This is a genomic window from Candidatus Pelagibacter bacterium nBUS_25, assembly GCF_051200975.1.
In the GTDB taxonomy this organism is placed as follows: domain Bacteria; phylum Pseudomonadota; class Alphaproteobacteria; order Pelagibacterales; family Pelagibacteraceae; genus Pelagibacter.
Genome location: NZ_CP172846.1, coordinates 710,245 through 733,420, shown reverse-complemented (window position 1 = coordinate 733,420; position 23,176 = coordinate 710,245). Strand labels below are relative to the sequence as shown.

Below are 23,176 nucleotides of genomic sequence, written 5' to 3'. Positions count from 1 at the left end.
AGTGAATATAAATACTACAAAAATTATATCACTGCTCTTTTTTATTTTTTCTGCATTTTATTTATATACAGCTTACCAAATTCAAGTTTTTGCATTTGATGAAAATGCACCTTTTAATGCTAGGACTTTTCCGATTTACTTAGGTTATGCTGGATTATTTTTTTCAGGCCTTAAAGTAATTTTACCTGACCCAAACACAATTAAAGTTGAGCATAGAACTTTAGAGTACAAAAAAACTGCTATCTTAGTTTTAATTGCAATAATTTATGGGGCCTTAATTTTAAAAGTTGGGTATTTTTTAACTACCTCTTTATTTCTAATGGCATCTTATTATTTTTTAGGTGAGAGAAGATGGGTATTAATGTTTATGCTTTCCTTTCCATTTGTTGCAGTATTTATGTATCTTTTACACGGTATGCTCGACATTTACTTAAGAGATCCATTTCTTCAAATGTTAGGAGTGATGGGATGATAGAAGGAATTTTAATTGGATTAAAAACAGCTCTTACATTTCAAAATATATTTATGGTAATGATTGGTTGTTTCTTTGGAACAATCATTGGAATGCTTCCTGGTCTTGGACCAATGACTGCGATAGCTTTAATGATACCTATTACTTACGGTTTTGATCCAGCAACTGGCTTAATTTTAATGGCTGGTGTTTATTATGGAGCTGTATTTGGAGGATCTACTTCTTCAATATTATTAAATGCTCCAGGAGTTCCTGGAACGGTAGCAACTTCATTTGATGGTTATCCAATGGCACAACAAGGTAAAGCTGGAAAAGCTTTAGCAATTGCTGCCTGGAGTTCTTTTGCAGGTGGAACACTTGCTGCAATTTATTTATTATTTATGGCACCCAGTTTATCAAAAGTAAGTTTATCTTTTAGATCGCCTGATTATTTTGCCTTAATGATTTTAGGTTTAACTGCTATTGCTGCATTTTCATCTAAAGGACAATTTATTAAAGCGATGATGATGGTAGTGCTTGGTTTAATGTTAGCATCTGTTGGTCAAGATAGTTTATCTGACATTACAAGATTTACTTTTAATAATATGAACTTAACAGATGGAATAAGTTTTGTTCTTGTTGTTATGGCAACTTTTGCAATGAGTGAAGCACTCACTATTATTTTAAAACGTAACGATCCAACTGCAGCTGCAAAACAAGTATCTTTAACAGAACTTGGTTCAATTAAGATTAATAAAGAAGAAAGAACTAAAATGTTAAAAACCATTCCTCGAAATTCAATTATTGGCTTTTTAATCGGAGTATTACCTGGGGCTGGAGCAACTATTGCATCGTTCTTAGCATATGGAATGGAAAGAAATTTAGTAAGTGATGAAGAAAAAGAAAAATTTGGTAAAGGAAGTGTTCATGGATTAGCTGCACCTGAAACAGCAAATAATGCAGCATGTTCAGGAGCTTTTGTTCCATTACTAACTTTAGGAATACCAGGAAGTGGTACTACTGCTGTAATGTTAGGAGCTCTATTAGGATTTGGTATTCAGCCTGGCCCAAGACTTTATGTAACTAATCCTGAAATTTTCTGGTCAGTTATAATGTCGATGTATATTGGAATGGTAATATTACTTATTCTGAATTTACCTTTAATTCCTTATATCGCTAGGATTTTAGCAATACCAAAAAATTATTTAATTCCTTTAATTTTATTTTTTTCAATAACTGGAATTTATGTAATGTCATTTAATAACTTTGACATCTATTTGATGATAGGAATTGCAGTTGTTGCTACTTTTATGCGGTTATATGATTTTCCAATGCCACCACTTATTTTAGCCTTTGTCCTTGGTGGGTTAATGGAAGAAAATTTAAGAAGATCTCTATTATTAAGTGATGGCTCTTGGACTTTTTTATGGGACAGAACTCTTACAGCATGTATATTAGCAACAACAATATTGATTGTGTTGTGGCATATATATAAGACAGTTATTAAAAAAAAATAAATTATTTTTTATCTCAATTAACAGATAAGAGCTCTAAGTTGATTAAAAATCTTTGCTAAAATTCTTTAAAAAAAATGTACTTATAAAAATTAAGATTTTATTGATTTTTTTAACCTTATACTTATCAAAGATAAAATAATAGCTGCAATAACATCTGCTATTGGGAGAGCATTGGGGAAACCAAAATTCCAAATGACCACTCCTATAAGCCAAAAAATATAAACCTTCATTAGATATTTATACCTTAGTTTGTATTAAAATATTTTTTTTTTTGGTATAATTGTCTAATGCATGAAAATTTTTATCACGATGTAAAAGTTTATTATGAAGATACTGATGCTGGTGGGGTCGTTTATTATGCTAATTATCTTAAATATTTAGAGAGAGCCAGAACAGAGGCATTGACAGCTATTGGATTAAGCAATTTACAAATAAAAGATAAATTTGGAGCGCTTATAATCGTAAAGTCTTGTAATATTGAGTATAAAAAGTCAGCTCATTTAGAGGACGAATTAAGAATTAGATCTTTTATTAAATCTGTCACCAAAACATCTTTCTTTATGAACCAAATTATTAGCAAAGGAGAAATTATAATTGTTAATTCTCAGGTTCATTTAGTTTTTGTGAATGAAAAGGGTAAGCCGGTTAAAGTACCAGAAATTATATTTGATAATTTTAAACCTTACTTTTGTGATAGTATTAAGCTGTAGATATCTTTTTTGCTTTATTAAATAAATCTACCATCATTTTTTGTGATATTAATCTAGTATTAACATTTCGTGGACTTGGATGATATGATGGTATCAACGTCACATTGTCAGGCATAATGTATAACCTACCATGCTTGAAATTCATTTTTTTGTTGAGATTGCACTTTATTTTATAAAACTTTAGACAATTATCAAAAGCAACTTTTCCAAGTGTGATAATAACTTTTAATTTTTTTAGGTTTGAAATCTCAGCATCAAAATAATTAGAGCAATTATCTAATTCATTATTTAGTGGCTTGTCTCCAGGTGGAACACATTTTAAAATATTTGTTATATATGTAGAGTAAACTTTTAGACCATCTTTTAAATTTTCAGAGGTTGGCTGGTTGGATATTTTTGCTTTATGCAAACACTTAAATAAAAATTCACCTGATTTATCTCCTGTAAAAGCCCTCCCAGTTCTGATACCGCCGTGAGCGGCAGGTGCCAATCCTAATATTAAAAGTTTTGCATTAAAATCTCCAAAACCGGTAACTGGCTTTCCCCAATAAGTTTCATTAATATTTTGCTTTCTTTTTTCTGTAGAAATTTTTTTAATGAAATTAGTTAATCTTGGGCATTTTTTACATTTAATAATTGTTTTATTCAGTCTATTAAATTTATATTTCATTTAAGTAATTGATATTGATTGTAAATAGAATAATAGATTATAGATATTATGTCTTCTAAAAAAGCAATGAAACAAGCCCAAAAGCAAGCCTACGCAAAACATAGAAGTAGCATTACAAATAGTAGTAGATTTAATTTTAAAAACAAAAATTCAATAAAAAAAAATAAAAAGAAAAATTAACTTTCCTTTTCAAATCTTTCAACTTTTTTACACAAAGACATAAATGAAATTCCTTCTTCATTATTAATTACTGTTTTTATCATAATGTTTGGATTGCCTATTTCAAATAATAATTGTGTATAAAATTGGGGATAGCCTATTTTATCAGTAAGAATTTTATTATCCTCTTGGTATATAAATTTTGTTAACGTGTTTTCTTTCTTTACAGAAAGATCAGTAACTCGATATTTTTTGAACGTTTTATTGTTGTAAACATAATTTCTTGTCATTAATGATTTTTCTAAATCTAAAATGTATTCATTCTTTAAGAAGCCATCTTTTTTATTATCACAAGAACTGAGAATGATAATTTCTGCAATTGCATTATTAGTAGTAAATAAAGTTAACCACAGTAAACAAAGAAAATTTAAAAATTTAATTTTTTTCATCTTTTTCAGTTAAAAATAATCCTATCAATAATAATGCTGTCCAGCCTATGCCTATTAAAGCTTTAGGGCTAGTTTGGGCACTCCAGATATTTAATACTAGGGCACCAAAAACTAATCCTATAATATAAATTATAATTATAATTGTTGATTTATTCATTTTTTAAATTTTTTTTAAATAGCGAAATTCCATTATTGATTTTGTGTTGATACGAATCATTAAAGCTATCTAGCTGCCACCCGCTAAGTCTATCTTTAATATGATTTAGATTTTCTTTTTTCCATTCATCTGTCGTATCCTCAGATTTCCAAATTTTCTTTTCATCATTATTTCTTCCACAGCCATAGCAATAACCTGTGGAGGGATCAGTTTTACAAATACTAATACAGGGTGAAATTATCATTTTTAAAAATTTTGTTAATTATAAGTGATAAATAGTTAATTTTTGACCAATTGTCATTGGACAAATAGTTTCAATAATATATAAAACCACGTAATTTGTGGGGCGATGGCGGAATTGGTAGACGCGTTGGTCTTAGGAACCAATATTTTCGGATGTGAAGGTTCGAGTCCTTTTCGCCCTACCATTTAAATATTATGAAAGTAACTGTAGAAAATATAAAAGGTTTAAATAAAGACGTTAAAGTTTTTATCGATAAAGAGACAATGAACTCTTATATGGATGAAAAATATGAAGAGATTAAAGGCACTGTAAATCTAAAAGGTTTTCGTCCAGGAAAAGTTCCAAGAGAAGTTTTAAAAAGACAATTCGGTAAAGCTGTATTTGGAGAAGTTTTAGATAAAGTATTAAAAGATACATCAACAAAGGCTCTTGAAGAAAATAAAATTAAACCAGCAGGTCAACCAAAATTAGATCTAAAAATTTACGGTGAAGATAAAGAGCTAGAATATGTTATGTCTGTAACTGAATTACCGAAAGTAGATGTTAAATCTATAGAAAGTATAAAATTTGATCAATATTCTGTTAAAATTGATAATAGCGAAACAGATAAAAGAATTAAAGAAATAGCTAAAAATCAACCTAGCTTTAAAGAGGCAAGTGCTGAAACCAAAGCAAAAGAGGGTGATTTAGTGACATTGGATTATCAAGCTACTGTAGATGGAAAAGAGTTTAAAGGTAGCGAAGGTAAAAATACTCAATTAACACTAGGGAAAGATTTGTTTTTAAAAGGTTTTGACAAACAGCTTATTGGTGTCAAAAAAGATGATGAAAAAATTGTAGATGCAGTTTTACCAGAAAACTTTCCTGAAAAAGAATTGGTAAATAAATCTGCGAAATTCAATTGTAAAATTTTAAATGTAAAAAACCCTGAAGAAGTAAAAATTGATGATAATTTTGCAAAAAACTTGGGTGCTAAAGATTTAAATGATCTTAAAACCTTAATATCAAAACAGATTAATGATGAATATAAAAATTCATTAGATCAATTATCTAAAAATCAAATATTAAAAGAAATTGAAAAAATTAAAGTAGATGAAATTCCTGAAAATTTAATTGAAGAAGAAATTAAAATTCTTTCACAAGGAATGCCTGAAGAGGAAGCTAAGAAAAATAAAACTAAATTTACAGAAACAGCAAAGACTAGAATAAAAACTGGATTAATATTAAATGAATTTGGTGAACAAAATAAAGTTCAAGTATCTGAGCAAGAAATTCAAGCTGAGGTTCAAAAACAACTTAGAATGATGCCAGGTCAAGAAAAGATGGTAATGGATTTTTATCAAAAAAATCCTTCGGCTGTAGCTAGTTTAAGAGGAACAGTTTATGAAGAAAAAATTCTTAATTTGATTAAAGAAAAAGCTAAGCCAAATAAAAAAGAGATTTCTAAAGATGAGGCAGAAAAGATTCTAAAAGATGCACATAAACATGATCATAATCATGACCATGAACATGAACATGACGAAGATAAAAAAGTTAAAGCAAAATCTAGTAAGGAAAAAAAATCACCTTCAAAAGCTTCAAAATCAAAGCCAGTAGCAAAAAAAGTTAGCAAAAAGTAATCTCAAGTTGTATAAGTTAGGACGAATCAACTTATGACAATAGATATTTCTGAACACATGAACACTTTAGTCCCAATGGTTGTCGAACAATCCAATAAGGGTGAAAGAGCTTATGATATTTATTCAAGACTTTTAAAAGAGAGAATTATTTTTTTAACAGGTCAAATTAACGACAACGTAGCATCATTAGTTACTGCCCAACTATTATTTCTTGAAGCTGAAGATCCTAAAAAAGAAATTTATTTATATATAAACAGTCCTGGCGGTCTTGTTACAGCTGGTCTTGGAATTTATGACACTATGCAATACGTTAAACCAGATATTTCAACCTTATGTATTGGACAAGCAGCTTCAATGGGATCTTTTTTACTTGCCGCTGGAACAAAGGGTAAAAGATTTTCACTTCCAAATTCACGAGTTATGGTTCACCAACCTTCAGCAGGGTTTCAGGGTCAAGTAACGGATATTGAAATACATGCAAATGAAGTCTCTTCATTAAAAAAAAGATTAAATGAAATTTATTCAAAACATACAGGTAAATCTGTGGATGAAGTTAAGTCTGCTCTAGAAAGAGACAACTTTATGACTGCGGAAGTTGCTAAAGACTTTGGCCTAATAGACGAAGTAGTAGAAAAAAGATCTTAAACCACCATATATTGGATGCGATATAATCCAAACTTGATTAGTAGGAGTCTTCTATAATACAGTAATTTAATTGATTCGTTAAAAAAATATTATGACAACAAATAATAAAAATATTCTTTACTGCTCTTTTTGTGGAAAGAGCCAACATGAGGTTAGAAAATTAATTGCTGGTCCTACAGTATTTATTTGTGATGAGTGTGTTGAATTATGCATGGATATTATCAAAGAGGAAAGCAAAGATACTTTTGTAAAACATCAAGATGGACTTCCTTCACCAAAAGAAATTTGTTCAGTTTTAGATGATTATGTAATTGGTCAGCCACATGCAAAAAAAGTTTTATCTGTTGCAGTTCACAATCATTACAAAAGATTAAATTATGAGAGCAAAACAAGTAAAAATGTTGAGCTTGCAAAATCTAATATTTTGTTAGTTGGTCCCACAGGTTGTGGTAAAACATTATTGGCACAAACTCTTGCTAGAATTTTAGATGTCCCATTTACAATGGCAGATGCAACAACTTTAACAGAGGCAGGTTATGTCGGTGAAGATGTTGAAAATATAATTTTAAAATTATTACAAGCTTCAGATTATAATGTTGAAAAAGCACAAAGAGGAATTGTTTATATTGATGAGGTTGACAAAATTAGTAGAAAATCAGAAAACCCATCAATAACTAGAGATGTATCAGGTGAAGGTGTTCAACAAGCTCTACTAAAAATTATGGAAGGAACAGTTGCAAGTGTTCCGCCCCAAGGAGGCAGAAAACACCCACAACAAGAATTTCTACAGGTTGATACAACAAATATATTATTTATTTGTGGAGGTGCTTTTGCTGGATTGGATAAAATTATTTCTCAAAGAGATAAAGGTACATCAATAGGTTTTGGTGCCGATGTTAAAAATACTCAAGACAAAAAAACAGGTGAGTGGATGAAAACACTTGAGCCAGAAGACTTATTAAAATTTGGTTTAATCCCAGAATTTATTGGAAGACTACCCATGATAGCAACACTTGAAGATTTAGATGAAAAATCATTGATTAAAATTTTACAAGAACCAAAAAATTCATTAACAAAACAATATCAAGAATTATTCAAACTTGATGGAGCAAAGTTAACTTTTAAAGAAAATGCATTAAAAGAAATTGCTCAAAAAGCAATTAAGAAAAAAACAGGTGCAAGAGGTTTAAGATCAATTTTAGAAAATATTTTGCTAAAAACTATGTATGATTTGCCAAGTCAAGACAACATAGAAGAGGTTATAGTTGACGCAGGAGCCGCTAAAGGACAGTCTCAACCTATATTGGTTCATACTAAAGGGGAAAGCAAAACAAAGACCAACAAGCCATCAGCGGCTTAATATTCCTAATAACTAACAAAAACCTATTGCAATATAAAATATAATATCCATATTAAAGCTATGGATGTTAAAATCACATTACCATTATTACCTTTAAGGGACATAGTTGTGTTCCCAAGCATGGTAATCCCTCTGTTTGTTGGAAGAGACAAGTCTATTTCAGCTTTAAATGAGGTAATGAAAAAAGATAAAAAAATAATTTTAGTTACTCAAAAAAACTCTGAAATTGATGACCCTAAAAAAACAGACATATTTATGTATGGATGTGAGGGAAGTATTCTGCAGCTTTTAAAGCTACCTGACGGAACTGTAAAAGTCTTAGTTGAGGGCATCAAAAGAGTAAAAATATTAGATTTTAAAGATAACGATAAATTTATAACTTGTGACTACGCTCATTATAATGATGTTGTCGCTAAGGACGAAGATCTGTACCCACTTGCGGCAACTGCACTAAGAAGATTAGAAAAGCTAACTTCCATTAATAAAAAAGTTTCAAGTGAAACCATTAATACGATTAAACAGCTAAAAGATCCTTCTCAAATTGCTGACAATATAGCATCTCATATCAACGCAACTATTTCTGAAAAACAACAAATTTTTGAAACAGTAGATGTTAAGAAAAGACTAAATGCCATTATCAAAATAATGGAAAACGAAACAAGCATCATAGGTGTTGAAAAAAGAATTAGAGGTAGAGTTAAAACTCAAATGGAGAAAACTCAAAGAGAATATTATTTAAATGAGCAGTTAAAAGCTATTCAAAAAGAATTAGGTGAAATTGAAGATGGTAAAGATGAAACTACTAGTCTTAATAAAGCTATCACAAAAGCTAAAATGCCTAAAGAAGTTGAAAAGAAATGCTTACAAGAGCTCAAAAAATTAAAGAATATGAGTCCAATGTCGGCAGAAGCAACTGTTGTACGAAATTATCTTGATTGGATGACGGAACTTCCTTGGCACAAAAAAAGTGAAGTTGATATTGATTTAACGAAAGCCTTAAATATTCTAGATAAAGATCATTTTGGACTAGAAAAAGTTAAAGAAAGAATAATTGAATTTCTAGCAGTTCAAAAAAGAATGGAAAAGATTAAAGGACCAATTTTATGTTTAGTTGGACCTCCAGGTGTTGGTAAAACCTCGTTAGGTAAATCCATTGCTAAAGCAACTAATAGAGAATTTGTTAGAATGTCTGTTGGTGGAATGAGAGATGAAGCAGAAATAAGAGGGCATAGAAGGACCTACATTGGTTCGTTACCAGGAAAAATAATACAAATGATGAAAAAAGCTGGTACTAAAAATCCACTTATTTTATTAGATGAAATAGATAAAATTGGAAATGATTATCGAGGAGATCCTTCATCTGCTTTATTAGAAGCTTTAGATCCAGAACAAAATACAACGTTTAATGATCATTACCTAGAAGTTGATTATGATTTGTCTGATGTAATGTTTGTTACAACTGCAAATACATTAAATATTCTACCACCGCTTTTAGATAGAATGGAAGTAATTAGACTTGCTGGTTACACAGAGGATGAAAAAATAAGTATTGCTAACAAATATCTTTTACCTAAACAAATTAAAGATAATGGTGTGAAAGATAAAGAAATGAAATTAGAAAACGATATCATTAAAGAAGTAATTAGAGGCTATACAAAAGAGTCTGGCGTTAGAAATTTGGAAAGAGAAATATCAAAACTAGCAAGAAAAGTTGTAAAAAAAATAGTTGCAGGTGAAGAGAAGGAAGTAAATATAAATAATAAAAATTTATCTGATTTTCTAGGTATTGCTAAATTTAAATTTGGTGAATTAGAATCTGAAAACAGAGTGGGTATTGTAACTGGCCTAGCATGGACTGAGTATGGTGGAGAAATTTTGAAAATTGAAACTGTGACTATGCCTGGTAAAGGTAGAATGCAAATTACAGGTAAGCTTGGAGATGTCATGCAAGAATCTGTTAAAGCTGCTAAATCTTTTGTAAGATCTAAATGTTTAGAATACGGAATTATTCCACCGCTATTTGAAAAAAAAGATTTTCATATTCACGTGCCAGAAGGAGCGACACCAAAAGACGGCCCATCAGCGGGTATCGGAATGGTTACATCCATAGTTTCATCAATTACTGGAATTCCAGTTAGAAGAGATGTTGCAATGACTGGGGAAGTGACTTTGACTGGACAAGTTTTGCCAATAGGTGGATTAAAAGAAAAACTTTTAGCAGCTCATAGAGCCGGAATTAAAGAGGTATTGATACCAAAAGAAAATGAAAAAGACTTGGTAGATATGCCAAAAAAAATAATTGATGATATTAAGATCACACCAGTTGAATATGCTGATCAAGTTTTAAAAGTTGCTTTAACAAAGGAACTTAAAAGAACTGAGTGGGTTGAGGTTGATATATCTAAAAAAGACGATAAATCTCAAGCTAGTATTCAATAATAATTAATTTACTTTATCAAACCGTTGATGTAATAAGTAGCCATATTTTGTGGGTGGTTAGCTCAGTTGGTAGAGCATCTCGTTTACACCGAGGGGGTCAAAGGTTCGAGTCCTTTACTACCCACCATAATAATAAAAGTGGGGGTGTAGCTCAGTTGGTTAGAGCGATCGCCTGTCACGCGATAGGTCGAGGGTTCGAGTCCCTTCACTCCCGCCACTTTTCTTCAATTTGCTCTTATAATATCAATTAAAATGTGACGTATCAGCTCTTCAACTAAGGATAAAAACTGGTATATAGACTTCCATGTTATCTGAATTTTTAAAAGATTACTTACCGATAATTCTATTTTTAATTATAGCATTAGGACTTAGTTGTGCTTTTGTTGTTGTAAATTTTATACTTTCACCAAAAAAACCTGACCCAGAAAAACTATCAGCTTATGAGTGTGGGTTTGAACCTTTTGAAGATTCTAGAATGGAATTTGATGTTAGGTTTTATTTAGTGGCCATTTTATTTATTATATTTGATTTGGAAATTGCATTTTTGTTTCCTTGGGCTATCTCACTAGGAAATATTGGTATATTGGGATTTTCCTCAATGATGATTTTTTTGTTCATACTTACAATTGGTTTTATTTATGAATGGAAAAAAGGTGCTTTAGACTGGGAATAAAAATTAATCATAATGAATAATAAAATAGATCAAGTTCCAGAAGAATTTAAACAACTCGCTAAAGATTTTAGTGAGAATGGATTTATAACGACTTCATTAGATAATTTAATAAACTGGTCTAGATCAGGTTCGCTACACTGGATGACATTTGGTCTTGCATGTTGTGCGGTTGAGATGATGCAAACTGCAATGCCAAGATATGATTTAGAGAGATTTGGAGCTGCACCAAGAGGATCTCCAAGACAATCTGATGTTATGATTGTTGCAGGTACGCTTACTAATAAAATGGCTCCAGCTTTAAGAAAAGTTTACGATCAAATGCCTGAGCCAAGATATGTGATATCGATGGGTAGTTGTGCAAATGGAGGGGGTTATTATCATTATTCTTACTCTGTAGTTAGAGGTTGTGATCGAATTGTACCAGTTGATGTTTATGTTCCAGGATGTCCACCTTCTGCTGAGGCTTTATTATATGGAATATTACAGCTTCAAAAAAAAATAAGAAACAAAGGCTCTTTCATTAGATAGTTATGAATAACTTAATAGATTTAGAAAAAAAGATAAATTCAGAGTTAACTACTAAAATTAATAGTACGAACATAAAACACAATCAATTGTATATAGAAATTGATAAAGAGGATTTAATTGATGTAACACTTTTTGTAAAAACAAACCAAGAAACAAAATTTAGACAACTTATAGATATCACAGTTGTAGATTACCCAGAGAATACTCAAAGATTTAAAATGGTTTATTTATTTTTAAGTCATGAATTTAATCAAAGAATTATTATGAGTTACTCAATAAATGAAAACGAGATAATTCAATCATTAACAAGTATTTTTCCAGCTGCTAATTGGATGGAAAGAGAGGTTTTTGATATGTACGGTGTGTCTTTTAAAGATCATCCAGACCTTAGAAGAATATTAACAGATTATGGTTTTGAAGGTCACCCTTTAAGAAAAGATTTCCCTTTAACTGGCCATACTGAGGTTAGGTATAGTGAAGATCAAAAAAAAGTTATTAGTGAACCAGTAAAATTAGAGCAAAATTACAGAAATTTTGATTATGAAAGTCCTTGGGAAGGTACAAAATATATCAAAGATGAAATAGACAATAATGACAAAAAAAATTAAAAACTTAAACTTAAACTTTGGACCACAGCATCCTGCCGCCCATGGAGTTCTTAGGTTAATCTTAGAGCTAGATGGAGAGGTTGTTGAAAAAGCTGATCCACACATAGGTTTACTTCATCGAGGAACTGAAAAATTAATTGAAAATAAAACTTATATGCAGGCAGTACCTTATTTTGATCGATTAGATTATGTTGCTCCTATGAACCAAGAGCATGCCTTTGCTCTTGCTGTAGAGAAGATATTGAATATCGATGTACCTATTAGGGCTCAATACATAAGAGTAATGTTTTGTGAAATAGGTAGAATTTTAAGTCATATTTTAAATGTAACCACACAGGCATTAGATGTTGGGGCTTTAACTCCTTCATTGTGGGGATTTGAGGAAAGAGAAACATTGATGACTTTTTATGAAAGAGCGTCTGGATCAAGACTTCATGCAAATTATTTTAGAGCTGGGGGAGTTCATCAAGATTTACCAACTGGACTAGAAGATGATATTGGAAAATTTTGTCAAACATTTCCAAAAATTATTGATGATCTTGAAAATTTATTAACTGATAACAGAATTTTTAAACAAAGAAATGTAGATATAGGAATTGTATCTAAAGAAGATGCTTTGGATTACTCTTTTTCAGGAGTTATGGTAAGGGGATCGGGGATACCTTGGGATTTAAGAAAATCTCAACCATATGATTGTTATGATCAATTAAATTTTAAGATTCCTGTTGGAAAAAATGGAGATTGTTACGATCGATATTTGTGCAGAATTGAAGAGATGAAGGAAAGTGTTTTTATAATAAAACAATGTTTAGCAAAGATGGAAAAAGGACCCATAAAGTCATTAGATGGAAAAATAAGTCCTCCATCTAAAAAAGAAATCAAACAATCTATGGAAGCTTTGATTCATCATTTTAAACTTTTTACAGAAGGTTATAGAGTACCAAAAGATGAAATTTATACTGCTGTGGAGGCTCCGAAAGGTGAATTTGGTGTATATTTAATTTCAGATGGGTCAAGCAAACCATACAAATGCAAAATTAGAGCGCCAGGTTTTTCACACCTTCAATCAATGGACTATTTAATAAAAGGCCATATGTTAGCTGATGTCCCAGCTGTTTTAGGTTCTTTAGATATTGTTTTTGGAGAGGTGGATAGATGAGTTTAAGAAGACCAGCTAAAGATCAACCAGAAACTTTTGAGTTTAATTCTTCATCTTTAGAAGCTGTCAAAACTATTGTTTCTAAATATCCAAAAGGTAAACAACAAAGTGCAGTGATGGCTTTACTTTATATTGCTCAAAGGCAAAATAATAACTGGATACCATTAGCTGCAATGAAATGCATAGCTAAATTTTTAGAGATGCCTTACATAAAAGTTTATGAAGTTGCTACTTTTTACACAATGTACAATTTATCTCCTGTTGGAAAGTTTTTTGTGCAAGTTTGCACAACTACACCATGCATGATTAGAGGTGCAAATAAGCTAGTTGAAGCTTGTAAAGAAAAAATCTCTGAAAATGAAACAGAGCTATCAAGTGATAAAAGTTGTTCTTGGATGGAAGTTGAGTGTCTTGGGGCCTGTGTAAATGCTCCTATGATGCAGATCAATGATGATTATTATGAAGATCTTGATAAAGAAAAAACTTTGGAAATATTAGAAAAGATTTTAAATGGTGAAAAACCTAAACCGGGTTCCTATAGAGGTCGTGTAAATAATGAGCCTGAAAATAATAGAAAAACACTTATGGATTTAAAAAATGCTTAAAGACAACGATAGAATTTTTCAAAACTTATATAACGATATGGGTTCAGATGTTACCTCATCTCAGAAAAGAGGAGATTGGGTCGACACTAAAGATTTGATTGACAAAGGAAGAGACTGGATAATCAATGAAGTTAAAAGTTCTCAATTAAGAGGAAGAGGTGGAGCAGGATTTCCTACAGGATTGAAATGGTCTTTTGCCCCTAAGGAAGTTGGATCAAGACCACATTATTTAGTAATTAATGGGGATGAATTTGAACCTGGCACATGTAAGGATAGAGATATATTAAGATTTGAACCTCATAAATTAATAGAAGGTTGCTTGATTGCAGCTTATGCAGTCCAAGCACATGTTTGCTATATTTATATTAGAGGTGAATATTTTGTTGATGGTGAAAAACTTCAAGCAGCAATAGATGAAGCTTATGAAAAAAAATTAATAGGTAGAAATGCAGCTGGCACGGGGTGGGATTTAGATATCTATATTCATTATGGTGCAGGAGCATACATTTGTGGTGAAGAAACAGCCTTGCTTGAAAGTATTGAAGGCAAAAAAGGTCAACCGAGATTAAAACCACCTTTTCCAGCCTTAATAGGTCTATACGGATGTCCTACAATTATTAATAATGTTGAAACTATAGCTGTTGTGCCAACTATTCTTAGAAGAGGTGGCAAATGGTTTGCGTCACTTGGTAGAGAAAAAAATACAGGCACTAAAATTTTTTGTATTTCAGGTAATGTAAATAACCCTTGTAATGTTGAAGAAGAAATGAACGTTCCTCTAAAAGAGCTAATTGAAGTTCATGCAGGCGGCGTTGTTGGTGGCTGGGAAAACTTACAAGCCGTAATACCTGGTGGTTCATCAATGCCACTTATACCCAAAAAAAAATGTGAAACATTGACTATGGATTTTGATTCTTTGATGGCTGAAAAAAGTGGATTAGGTACCGCTGGTATCGTCGTTATTAACAAAGATCAGGACATCATTAAATGTATGGCAAGGATTGCAAGATTTTATAAACACGAAAGTTGTGGACAATGTACACCATGCAGAGAAGGTTCTGGTTGGATGTGGAGAATGCTTGAGCGTATGGCAAAAGGAGAAGCTAGTAGAGATGAAGTTGATATGCTAGGTGATGTTACAAATCAAATTGCAGGTCATACAATTTGTGCATTTGGTGAGGGTTCTTCATGGCCTGTACAAGGACTTTTGAGACATTTTAAAAAAGAAATAGAAGAAAGAAATAATTTAGATCTAATTGTAAAGAAAAAGAACACAATTCCTTACTTAGTGGATCAACACTTATTAGATAAAAAAAATGCTTAAACTAAAAGTAAACAATATTGATGTAGAAGTTGAAGAGGGTTTAACAGTTCTTCAGGCATGTGAAATAGCTGGAGTTGAAATTCCAAGATTTTGTTATCATGAGAAACTTTCAATAGCAGGAAATTGTCGAATGTGTTTAGTTGAAATGGAAAAATCTCCTAAACCAGTAGCATCTTGTGCAATGCCTGCAGCAGAAGGAATGAATATAAAAACAAATACAGCCTTTGTTGAAAAAGCAAGAAAAGGTGTAATGGAGTTTTTACTTGCTAACCATCCACTAGATTGTCCAGTTTGCGATCAAGGTGGAGAATGTGATCTTCAAGATCAATCTATGTTTTATGGGGTAGATAAATCAAGATTTAAAGAAAACAAAAGATCAGTCCCTGAAAAAAATATGGGTCCTTTAATTAAAACTCAGATGACAAGATGTATTCACTGTACACGATGTGTAAGGTTTGCAACTGAAATAGCTGGAGTTCCAGAAATTGGTGCAATTGGAAGAGGTGAAGATATGCAAATTACAACGTATCTAGAACAATCGATGCAATCTGAGCTTTCAGCTAATGTAGTAGATTTATGTCCAGTTGGCGCCCTAACTTCAAAACCTTACGTGTTTGAAGCAAGACCTTGGGAACTTAAAAAGACAGAGTCCATAGATGTTATGGATGCAATTGGATCAAATATAAGAGTTGATACTTATGATTGGGAGGTAAAAAGGGTGTTGCCAATTATAAACGAGGATATCAATGAAGAATGGATTTCTGATAAAACAAGATATGCTTGTGACGGCTTATTAAGTCAAAGACTAGACACACCTTTTATAAAGTATAATGGCAAGTTTGAAAAAGCTTCTTGGGACGAAGTTTACAAAATTATTAAATCAAAAATTGAAAATACTACAAAAGAAAAAGTTTGTGGCTTTGTAGGTGATTTATGTAACATGGAGACAGGATATATCTTTAAAGAGTTTTTTGATCGTACTCTTGACACACAAAATTATGAATCTAGATCAGATAATCGATTTGTAAATACAAACAAAAGAGAAAATTATCTGTTTAATTCAACAATAAATGGCATAGAGGAATCTGATTTTATTTTTTTAATTGGAACAAATCCAAGATATGAAGCAACAATATTAAATGCAAGAATTAGAAAATCTTATTTAAACAATAATACTAAAATTATTTCATTAAATGATTTAGGTGACTTAACTTTTCCTTATGAAAGTTTAGATGGGCAAACTCAAACACTGAAAGATATTTTTGATGGAAAACATGATCTATCTAAACAAATTATAAGTGCAAATAAACCAATGGTAATATTAGGTGAATCATTACTTAACTTAAATTCATCAATGTATTTCTTTAATAAAATTAAAGATTTTCTTGTTAAAAATAAAAAAGTTAGTGAGGATTGGAATCCGTTTAATATTTTATCTCGTGACGCAGCAACAGTTGGCAACTATGATCTGGGTTTAGTAAATGAAGAGAACAATCTATTAGAAGATTTACAAAACCACAAATTTGATGTCATTTATTTAGTTGGGCAAGACAATTTAAACTTTGATAAGAAAAATGAATTTATTATTTATCAAGGTAGTCATGGTGATAAAGGTGCTGAAATAGCCGATATTATCTTACCTGGTTCTGCATACACCGAGCAAGATGGATATTTTACAAATTTAGAGGGCAAGCTTCAAAAAGCTTATAAGGCATCATATCCTCCAGGAGATGCAAAAGAAGATTGGCAAATTATTAATGAGCTTGCTGAGTTAATGAATAATAGAAAATTATTTAATGATAAAGATGAATTAGAAAGCAGCATGTTGAATTATCTCAATTTACAAAAAGAAAAACAAAAAAACACAGGTGATAACAATACTGAGTTTGATGAAAGTAAATTCACAAATGAAACTCTAAAAATTAATGTAAAAGATTATTATTTTTCAAACGTTATAGCTAGATCTTCAAAAACTATGGTTGAATGCAATAATTCAAAATTAAATTATCAATCTACAGGCACAGAGGGTTAGGATGGAATATTTAAATATTGTTTTTCAAGAAATTTACAAAATACTCTTTTTGTTAGTACCAGTTCTTGTATCTGTTGCTATGATAGTCTGGCTTGATAGAAGAGTTTGGGCTTTTGTTCAAAAAAGACAAGGTCCAAATGTGGTTGGACCATTTGGTTTACTTCAATCGTTAGCAGATGCTCTTAAGTACATATTTAAAGAAATTATTATTCCATCTAGCTCAAATAAAGTAATTTTTATTTTAGCACCAATTGTTACTATGACCCTAGCTTTAGTTGCCTGGGCTGTAATACCATTTAGTTCAACACAAGTTTTAGCAGATATTAATGTGGGTATTTTATATTTATTTGCGGTTTCTTCTTTGGGTGTTTATGGAATTATAATGGGAGGTTGGGCATCAAATTCAAAATATCCTTTTCTTGGAGCTATAAGATCTGCTGCTCAAATGGTTTCTTATGAAGTTTCTATAGGTGTTATAATCATTAACGTTCTATTATGTGTGGGATCATTAAATTTAAATGATATTGTTGAAGCTCAAAAAAATTTATGGTTCGTTATTCCATTATTTCCCATGTTTGTTATTTTTTTTATTTCAGCTCTAGCTGAAACAAATAGACCTCCCTTTGATTTACCAGAAGCAGAAGCAGAATTAGTCGCTGGTTATCAAACAGAATATTCTGGAATGATGTATGCAATGTTTTGGCTAGGTGAATATGCAAATATTTTATTAATGTGTGCTATGGGTGCTATTTTGTTTTTAGGTGGCTGGATGTCCCCAATAGAAATTTATCCATTTACATTGGTGCCTGGAGCGATTTGGCTTATATTAAAAATTTTATTGTTATTTGTCCTATTTGCCTTGGTTAAAGCTATTGTTCCTAGATATAGATATGATCAATTAATGAGACTTGGTTGGAAAGTTTTTTTACCTTTATCTTTAACTTGGGTTGTGCTGACTGCTAGTTATTTATTTTACTTTAACTTACTACCAACAAATTAATTATGAAAATTTCAAGATTTTTTAAAACAATATTTATGACAGACTTTGTTGGAGGTTTAATTATTGCAATTAAAGAACTTTTCAAACCAAAGAAAACTATTAATTACCCATTTGAAAAAGGAAAAATAAGCCCACGTTTTAGAGGGGAACATGCGTTAAGAAGGTACCCTAATGGTGAGGAAAGATGTATTGCTTGTAAATTATGTGAAGCTGTGTGTCCTGCTCAAGCTATAACAATAGAGTCAGCCGCTAGAGATGATGGAAGCCGAAAAACAACAAGATACGATATTGATATGATGAAATGCATTTATTGTGGTTTATGTGAAGAAGCATGTCCAGTTGATGCGATTGTTCAAGGTCCAAATTTTGAATTTTCTACAGAAACAAGAGAAGAGCTTTATTATACTAAAGATAAACTATTAGATAACGGAGATAGATGGGAGAATGTTTTAGCTGCAAATATCAAAGCTGATAATCCATACAGATAAATCTATGATAGCTCACTCAATTTTCTTTTATACTTTTTCAATTATAGCTGTAATTTCAGCAATTATGGTTACAGTCTCTAAAAATACTGTCCATTCTGTTTTTTTTCTTATCTTAGATTTTATAAGTATCTCATGTCTTTTTATAATGATAGGTGCTGAATTCTTAGGAATGATAATGTTAATTGTTTATGTAGGTGCTGTAGCAGTGTTGTTTTTATTTGTAGTGATGATGTTAAACGTTGCTCAACAAAAAAACCAGTGGTTTGCCTCACAAGAAAGCTCAGGGCACATTCCCGTAGGTTTGATCATTAGTACGATCATATTTTTTGAATTAATAATTGTTATTGGTGGTTGGAAATATAAGCCTGATTTATTTGATATAAATAATTCATTAAATACCTTTAATGTGAGTAATACTCATGCGCTTGGACAGATTTTATACACAGACTATATTCATGTATTTCAATTAAGTGGAATGATTTTATTAGTAGCAATGATTGGTGCTATTGTTTTAACTTTTAGAAAAAGAGAAGGAGTTAAAAAGCAAAGTTACTTAAAACAAATTTCAAGAGAAAGATCTGAAGGTGTTCAGGTTTTAGATGTTGAAACCAATAAAGGAGTGAAAATCGATGACTGAGATTGGTTTGGGACATTATTTAACATTAGGAGCAGTTATATTCTCAATTGGTATTATTGGTATTTTTTTAAACAGAAAAAATATTATTGTTATATTAATGAGCATAGAGTTGATATTGCTTGCAGTTAATATAAATTTAGTGGCGTTTTCAATTTTTTTAGGTGACCTTACTGGACAAGTATTTACTTTATTTATTTTAACAGTGGCAGCTGCAGAAGCTGCAATTGGACTGGCAATAATTGTAGTGTACTATCGAAATTCGGGAACAATTCGTGTTGAAGAAATAGATAAGTTGAAAGGATAATTATGGAAATTTCTATTTTATTTCTTCCCCTAATTGCTTCAATCATTTCAGGTTTTTTTGGAAGATATATAGGTGATCGAAACTCTGAAATTATTACAAGTGTTTTCGTTTCAATATCTGCGTTTTTATCAATCTTTGTCTTATATCAAGTTATAGTTAATCAATATGAAGAAAATATTGTTATAGCAACTTGGATAAATTCAGGATCGCTAGATGTTAATTGGTCCATGTTGATTGACCCATTATCAGCAGTAATGTTAGTTGTCGTTACTTCTGTTTCATCTTTAGTTCATATTTATTCAATTGGTTATATGTCACACGATCCACATAAACCAAGATTTATGGCTTATCTTTCATTGTTTACATTTGCAATGTTGATGTTGGTTACTTCAGATAATTTTATTCAATTATTTTTTGGTTGGGAAGGAGTTGGTTTATGTTCATATTTTTTAATTGGTTTTTGGTTTAAAAAAGAAAGTGCAAATGCTGCAGCAATTAAAGCTTTTGTTGTTAATAGAGTGGGAGATTTTGGCTTTGCTCTTGGAATATTTTTAATTTTTTATTTATTTGGAACAGTCAATTACTCAGAAGTTTTTCAACAAATTCCAACTGTTATTGATAAAAATTTATCTTTTTTAGGTTTCGAAATTAAAGCAATAGACTTGATTTGTTTGCTTTTATTTATTGGAGCGATGGGTAAATCAGCACAAATTTTACTTCATACATGGCTACCTGATGCAATGGAGGGTCCAACACCCGTTTCTGCATTAATTCATGCTGCAACAATGGTTACAGCGGGAGTTTTTCTGGTTGTAAGATGTTCACCAATTTATGAATATTCTCCATTAATATTGAACTTGATAACAATTGTTGGAATGACGACTGCTTTTTTTGCAGCCACAGTTGCATTAGTACAAACCGATATAAAAAAAATTATTGCTTACTCAACTTGTAGTCAACTAGGTTATATGTTTTTTGCAGCCGGGGTGGGAGCTTATAACGTGGCGATGTTTCATTTATTTACTCATGCATTTTTTAAAGCTTTACTATTTTTAGGCTCAGGTTCTGTAATTCATGCATTTAAAGATGAACAAGATATCAACAATATGGGAGGCGTCTGGAAAAAATTGCCTTATACATATGCATTAATGATTATTGGAACACTTGCTCTTACCGGTTTTCCATTTCTATCAGGTTTCTATTCAAAAGATGCCATTATTGAATTTGCATATTTGAAGGGAAATACTACTGGATATTATGCTGCAGGAATTGGAATTTTTACAGCATTTTTAACTTCAATATATTCATGGAGATTAATTTTTAAAACATTCCACGGAAATTATAATAATAAAAAAGTAAGTATTGAGGAAACACACGAGTCCCCTTTAATAATGTTGATACCTTTAGTGATATTATCTATTGGAGCTATATTTGCAGGTTTTTTATTCAAAGACTTATTTGTTGGTCATGGTGGAGAAAATTATTTCTGGGCTGAGTCGATTAAATTTTTAAAACCATTAAGCTTAGAGCATCCCCCAACCTGGTTTTTGTTGATGACTCCTTGTTTAGTATTGCTGTCAATTCCAATAGCTTATTATTTATTTGTTAAAAACAAAGAATTGCCAAATCAAATAGCAAATATGAATAAGCCCTTATATAAATTTTTAATTAATAAATGGTATTTTGATGAATTATACGAAGTCATTTTTATCAATCCATCAAAAAAATTAGGTTTATTTTTCTGGAAATTTTGTGATGGAAAATTAATTGATGGTTTTGGACCAGACGGCATCTCATCTTTTATAAAAAAATGTTCAATAAAGGCAAACAAATTTCAAAGTGGCTTCATATATCAATATGCTTTTGTAATGCTTTTGGGCTTTTCAGCTTTATTAACCTTTTTGATTGTTAAATAATGAACTTTCCAATTCTTTCATCTTTGATTTTATTACCAACTGTCGGTGCACTTTTTTTATTTTTTACCAAAGATAAAGAAGGTAACAACTCAACTGTTAAATATGTTGCTTTATTTACATCAGTGGTTAATTTTGCAATTTCTATTTATCTATGGGCCTCTTTTGATCAGTCTTCATCTAACTTTCAATTTATAGAAGAAAGAATTTGGATTGAGAATTTTATAAATTATAAAGTTGGTGTAGACGGAATTTCAATCTTATTTATTATCTTAACCACATTTATTACACCTTTATGTATCATATCGGTAAACAGTTCGATCAAAACTAAATTAAGAGATTTTTTAATTGCAATACTGATTATGGAAAGCTTCATGATTGGAGTTTTTTGCGCTCTTGATCTAGTTGTTTTTTATTTATTTTTTGAAGCAGGTTTAATTCCAATGTTTTTAATTATTGGTATTTGGGGTGGTCCAAAAAGAGTATATTCAGCTTTTAAATTCTTTTTATATACACTTCTTGGCTCTGTATTAATGTTGGTTGCTATTATTTCAATTTATTGGATTTCAGGCACTACAGATGTAACTAAACTTTACGAACTTGGTATAGATCCAAAATATCAAAATTTATTGTGGCTAGCATTCTTTAGCTCATTTGCTGTAAAAACACCTATGTGGCCTGTGCACACTTGGCTGCCAGATGCACACGTAGAGGCTCCTACCGCTGGATCAGTTTTGTTAGCAGCGATTTTGCTAAAAATGGCTGGATATGGATTTATAAGATTTTCATTAGGTCTTTTTCCTGTTGCGTCAGAAATTTTTACACCTTTAATTTACACTTTAAGTGTAATTGCAATAATTCTCACATCTCTAATAGCTTTAATGCAAGAAGACATGAAAAAACTCATTGCATATTCCTCTGTAGCACATATGGGTTTTGTAACTTTAGGAATATTTACTATTCAACAACAAGGTATAGAAGGAAGTATCATTCAAATGATCAGTCATGGCTTGGTATCTGCTGCTTTATTTTTATGTGTTGGAGTTGTCTACGATAGAATGCATTCAAGATTAATCAGCTCGTATGGTGGAATAGTGTCTATCATTCCAAAATACTCAATTTTGTTCATGTTATTTACTCTTGCTGCGCTTGGTTTACCTGGAACAAGTGGTTTTGTTGGAGAGTTTTTAATTTTAATGGGGGTGTTCAAAGATAATTTTTTAGTCGCTGTCTTAGCTAGTTTAGGAGTAATTCTTGGGGCTGCTTATATGTTATGGTTATACAAAAGAGTTGTTTTTGGAAAATTAATCAATGAGGATCTTAAATCAATGATAGATCTAAATAAATCTGAGTATTTTATTTTAGCATGTTTAGCTATACCAACATTGTTTTTTGGTTTTTATCCTGACCCATTGATAAACACAATTGAAGTTTCGGTTACTGATCTAATTAATATGTATAATTCAAATTTGATTAATAAATAAA

Annotated in this window: 25 protein-coding genes and 3 tRNA genes; 24 read left to right on the top strand and 4 right to left on the bottom strand. The window is 31.0% G+C overall.

Annotated features, from left to right (window positions below; genetic code table 11):
• Position 1: 1 nt before the first annotated feature.
• From ACIJYH_RS03955 to ACIJYH_RS03945, 3 genes are all read left to right on the top strand, one after another.
• Complete coding sequence (locus tag ACIJYH_RS03955; RefSeq protein WP_435162351.1) at positions 2 to 472, top strand: tripartite tricarboxylate transporter TctB family protein; 471 nt, start codon at positions 2 to 4, stop codon at positions 470 to 472.
• Positions 469 to 1,968: a tripartite tricarboxylate transporter permease gene (locus ACIJYH_RS03950; protein WP_435162349.1), complete on the top strand. Its 1,500-nt coding sequence runs from the start codon at positions 469 to 471 to the stop codon at positions 1,966 to 1,968. Before ACIJYH_RS03955 ends, ACIJYH_RS03950 begins: the two co-directional genes overlap by 4 nt.
• A gap of 287 nt (positions 1,969 to 2,255) precedes the next feature.
• Positions 2,256 to 2,678 carry a YbgC/FadM family acyl-CoA thioesterase gene (locus ACIJYH_RS03945; RefSeq protein ID WP_435162347.1) on the top strand — a complete coding sequence of 141 codons (423 nt, stop codon included), beginning with the start codon at positions 2,256 to 2,258 and terminating at the stop codon, positions 2,676 to 2,678.
• Here ACIJYH_RS03945 and ACIJYH_RS03940 read toward each other — a convergent pair.
• Positions 2,668 to 3,348 (bottom strand): uracil-DNA glycosylase, encoded by a 681-nt coding sequence (locus tag ACIJYH_RS03940; protein ID WP_435162345.1) that lies wholly within the window; start codon positions 3,346 to 3,348, stop codon positions 2,668 to 2,670. The genes ACIJYH_RS03945 and ACIJYH_RS03940 overlap by 11 nt on opposite strands.
• Before the next feature lie 48 nt (positions 3,349 to 3,396).
• Here ACIJYH_RS03940 and ACIJYH_RS03935 point away from each other — a divergent pair, with 48 nt between their 5' ends.
• Positions 3,397 to 3,528, top strand: a complete 132-nt coding sequence (locus ACIJYH_RS03935; protein WP_435162343.1) for a hypothetical protein — start codon at positions 3,397 to 3,399, stop codon at positions 3,526 to 3,528.
• On the opposite strand, the gene ACIJYH_RS03930 is transcribed toward ACIJYH_RS03935, so the two are convergent.
• The 3 genes from ACIJYH_RS03930 to ACIJYH_RS03920 are packed head-to-tail and all read right to left on the bottom strand — an operon-like array spanning position 3,525 to position 4,357.
• Entirely contained in the window at positions 3,525 to 3,956 is a 432-nt protein-coding gene (locus tag ACIJYH_RS03930) for a hypothetical protein (protein ID WP_435162341.1), read from the bottom strand. The genes ACIJYH_RS03935 and ACIJYH_RS03930 overlap by 4 nt on opposite strands.
• Entirely contained in the window at positions 3,943 to 4,113 is a 171-nt protein-coding gene (locus ACIJYH_RS03925; RefSeq protein WP_435162339.1) for a hypothetical protein, read from the bottom strand. Before ACIJYH_RS03925 ends, ACIJYH_RS03930 begins: the two co-directional genes overlap by 14 nt.
• Positions 4,106 to 4,357 carry a DUF1289 domain-containing protein gene (locus ACIJYH_RS03920; protein ID WP_435162337.1) on the bottom strand — a complete coding sequence of 84 codons (252 nt, stop codon included), beginning with the start codon at positions 4,355 to 4,357 and terminating at the stop codon, positions 4,106 to 4,108. Before ACIJYH_RS03920 ends, ACIJYH_RS03925 begins: the two co-directional genes overlap by 8 nt.
• A gap of 99 nt (positions 4,358 to 4,456) precedes the next feature.
• On the opposite strand from ACIJYH_RS03920, the gene ACIJYH_RS03915 reads away from it, so the two are divergent.
• The 20 genes from ACIJYH_RS03915 to ACIJYH_RS03820 all read left to right on the top strand — a co-directional run bounded on the left by ACIJYH_RS03915 (position 4,457) and on the right by ACIJYH_RS03820 (position 23,175).
• Positions 4,457 to 4,541, top strand: a tRNA-Leu gene (locus ACIJYH_RS03915).
• A gap of 10 nt (positions 4,542 to 4,551) precedes the next feature.
• Positions 4,552 to 5,976: a trigger factor gene (tig, locus tag ACIJYH_RS03910; protein ID WP_435162335.1), complete on the top strand. Its 1,425-nt coding sequence runs from the start codon at positions 4,552 to 4,554 to the stop codon at positions 5,974 to 5,976.
• 33 nt (positions 5,977 to 6,009) lie between these two features.
• Positions 6,010 to 6,621 carry an ATP-dependent Clp endopeptidase proteolytic subunit ClpP gene (gene clpP / locus ACIJYH_RS03905; RefSeq protein ID WP_435087350.1) on the top strand — a complete coding sequence of 204 codons (612 nt, stop codon included), beginning with the start codon at positions 6,010 to 6,012 and terminating at the stop codon, positions 6,619 to 6,621.
• Between the two features lie 91 nt (positions 6,622 to 6,712).
• Positions 6,713 to 7,981: an ATP-dependent Clp protease ATP-binding subunit ClpX gene (gene clpX, locus ACIJYH_RS03900; RefSeq protein WP_435162333.1), complete on the top strand. Its 1,269-nt coding sequence runs from the start codon at positions 6,713 to 6,715 to the stop codon at positions 7,979 to 7,981.
• Between the two features lie 60 nt (positions 7,982 to 8,041).
• On the top strand, positions 8,042 to 10,420 hold the full coding sequence (lon, locus tag ACIJYH_RS03895; RefSeq protein ID WP_435162331.1) for an endopeptidase La: 2,379 nt from the start codon (positions 8,042 to 8,044) through the stop codon (positions 10,418 to 10,420).
• A gap of 51 nt (positions 10,421 to 10,471) precedes the next feature.
• Positions 10,472 to 10,547: transfer RNA gene (locus ACIJYH_RS03890), tRNA-Val, on the top strand.
• A gap of 13 nt (positions 10,548 to 10,560) precedes the next feature.
• A tRNA-Asp gene (locus tag ACIJYH_RS03885) sits at positions 10,561 to 10,637 on the top strand.
• 87 nt (positions 10,638 to 10,724) lie between these two features.
• Positions 10,725 to 11,093, top strand: coding sequence for an NADH-quinone oxidoreductase subunit A (locus tag ACIJYH_RS03880; protein ID WP_271484297.1), 369 nt, complete (start codon positions 10,725 to 10,727; stop codon positions 11,091 to 11,093).
• A gap of 12 nt (positions 11,094 to 11,105) precedes the next feature.
• Entirely contained in the window at positions 11,106 to 11,621 is a 516-nt protein-coding gene (locus ACIJYH_RS03875) for a NuoB/complex I 20 kDa subunit family protein (protein WP_435087343.1), read from the top strand.
• A gap of 2 nt (positions 11,622 to 11,623) precedes the next feature.
• Positions 11,624 to 12,229, top strand: a complete 606-nt coding sequence (locus tag ACIJYH_RS03870; RefSeq protein WP_435162328.1) for an NADH-quinone oxidoreductase subunit C — start codon at positions 11,624 to 11,626, stop codon at positions 12,227 to 12,229.
• Complete coding sequence (locus ACIJYH_RS03865; protein ID WP_435162326.1) at positions 12,213 to 13,388, top strand: NADH-quinone oxidoreductase subunit D; 1,176 nt, start codon at positions 12,213 to 12,215, stop codon at positions 13,386 to 13,388. Before ACIJYH_RS03870 ends, ACIJYH_RS03865 begins: the two co-directional genes overlap by 17 nt.
• Positions 13,385 to 13,993 (top strand): NADH-quinone oxidoreductase subunit NuoE, encoded by a 609-nt coding sequence (gene nuoE, locus ACIJYH_RS03860; RefSeq protein ID WP_435162324.1) that lies wholly within the window; start codon positions 13,385 to 13,387, stop codon positions 13,991 to 13,993. The genes ACIJYH_RS03865 and nuoE overlap by 4 nt, the downstream gene beginning before the upstream one ends.
• Positions 13,986 to 15,317, top strand: a complete 1,332-nt coding sequence (gene nuoF, locus ACIJYH_RS03855; protein WP_435162322.1) for an NADH-quinone oxidoreductase subunit NuoF — start codon at positions 13,986 to 13,988, stop codon at positions 15,315 to 15,317. Before nuoE ends, nuoF begins: the two co-directional genes overlap by 8 nt.
• Complete coding sequence (nuoG, locus tag ACIJYH_RS03850) at positions 15,310 to 17,349, top strand: NADH-quinone oxidoreductase subunit NuoG (protein ID WP_435162320.1); 2,040 nt, start codon at positions 15,310 to 15,312, stop codon at positions 17,347 to 17,349. Before nuoF ends, nuoG begins: the two co-directional genes overlap by 8 nt.
• A gap of 1 nt (position 17,350) precedes the next feature.
• A complete protein-coding gene (nuoH, locus tag ACIJYH_RS03845; protein ID WP_435162318.1) occupies positions 17,351 to 18,349 on the top strand; it encodes an NADH-quinone oxidoreductase subunit NuoH in 999 nt (332 codons plus the stop codon).
• A 2-nt stretch (positions 18,350 to 18,351) separates the two neighbouring features.
• Positions 18,352 to 18,837: an NADH-quinone oxidoreductase subunit NuoI gene (nuoI, locus tag ACIJYH_RS03840; RefSeq protein ID WP_435087333.1), complete on the top strand. Its 486-nt coding sequence runs from the start codon at positions 18,352 to 18,354 to the stop codon at positions 18,835 to 18,837.
• A 4-nt stretch (positions 18,838 to 18,841) separates the two neighbouring features.
• Positions 18,842 to 19,474: an NADH-quinone oxidoreductase subunit J gene (locus ACIJYH_RS03835; RefSeq protein WP_435087331.1), complete on the top strand. Its 633-nt coding sequence runs from the start codon at positions 18,842 to 18,844 to the stop codon at positions 19,472 to 19,474.
• Entirely contained in the window at positions 19,467 to 19,778 is a 312-nt protein-coding gene (nuoK, locus tag ACIJYH_RS03830) for an NADH-quinone oxidoreductase subunit NuoK (protein ID WP_271507758.1), read from the top strand. The genes ACIJYH_RS03835 and nuoK overlap by 8 nt, the downstream gene beginning before the upstream one ends.
• Before the next feature lie 2 nt (positions 19,779 to 19,780).
• On the top strand, positions 19,781 to 21,694 hold the full coding sequence (gene nuoL / locus ACIJYH_RS03825; protein ID WP_435162316.1) for an NADH-quinone oxidoreductase subunit L: 1,914 nt from the start codon (positions 19,781 to 19,783) through the stop codon (positions 21,692 to 21,694).
• Entirely contained in the window at positions 21,694 to 23,175 is a 1,482-nt protein-coding gene (locus ACIJYH_RS03820) for an NADH-quinone oxidoreductase subunit M (protein WP_435162314.1), read from the top strand. Before nuoL ends, ACIJYH_RS03820 begins: the two co-directional genes overlap by 1 nt.
• The last annotated feature ends 1 nt before the right edge of the window (position 23,176 follow it).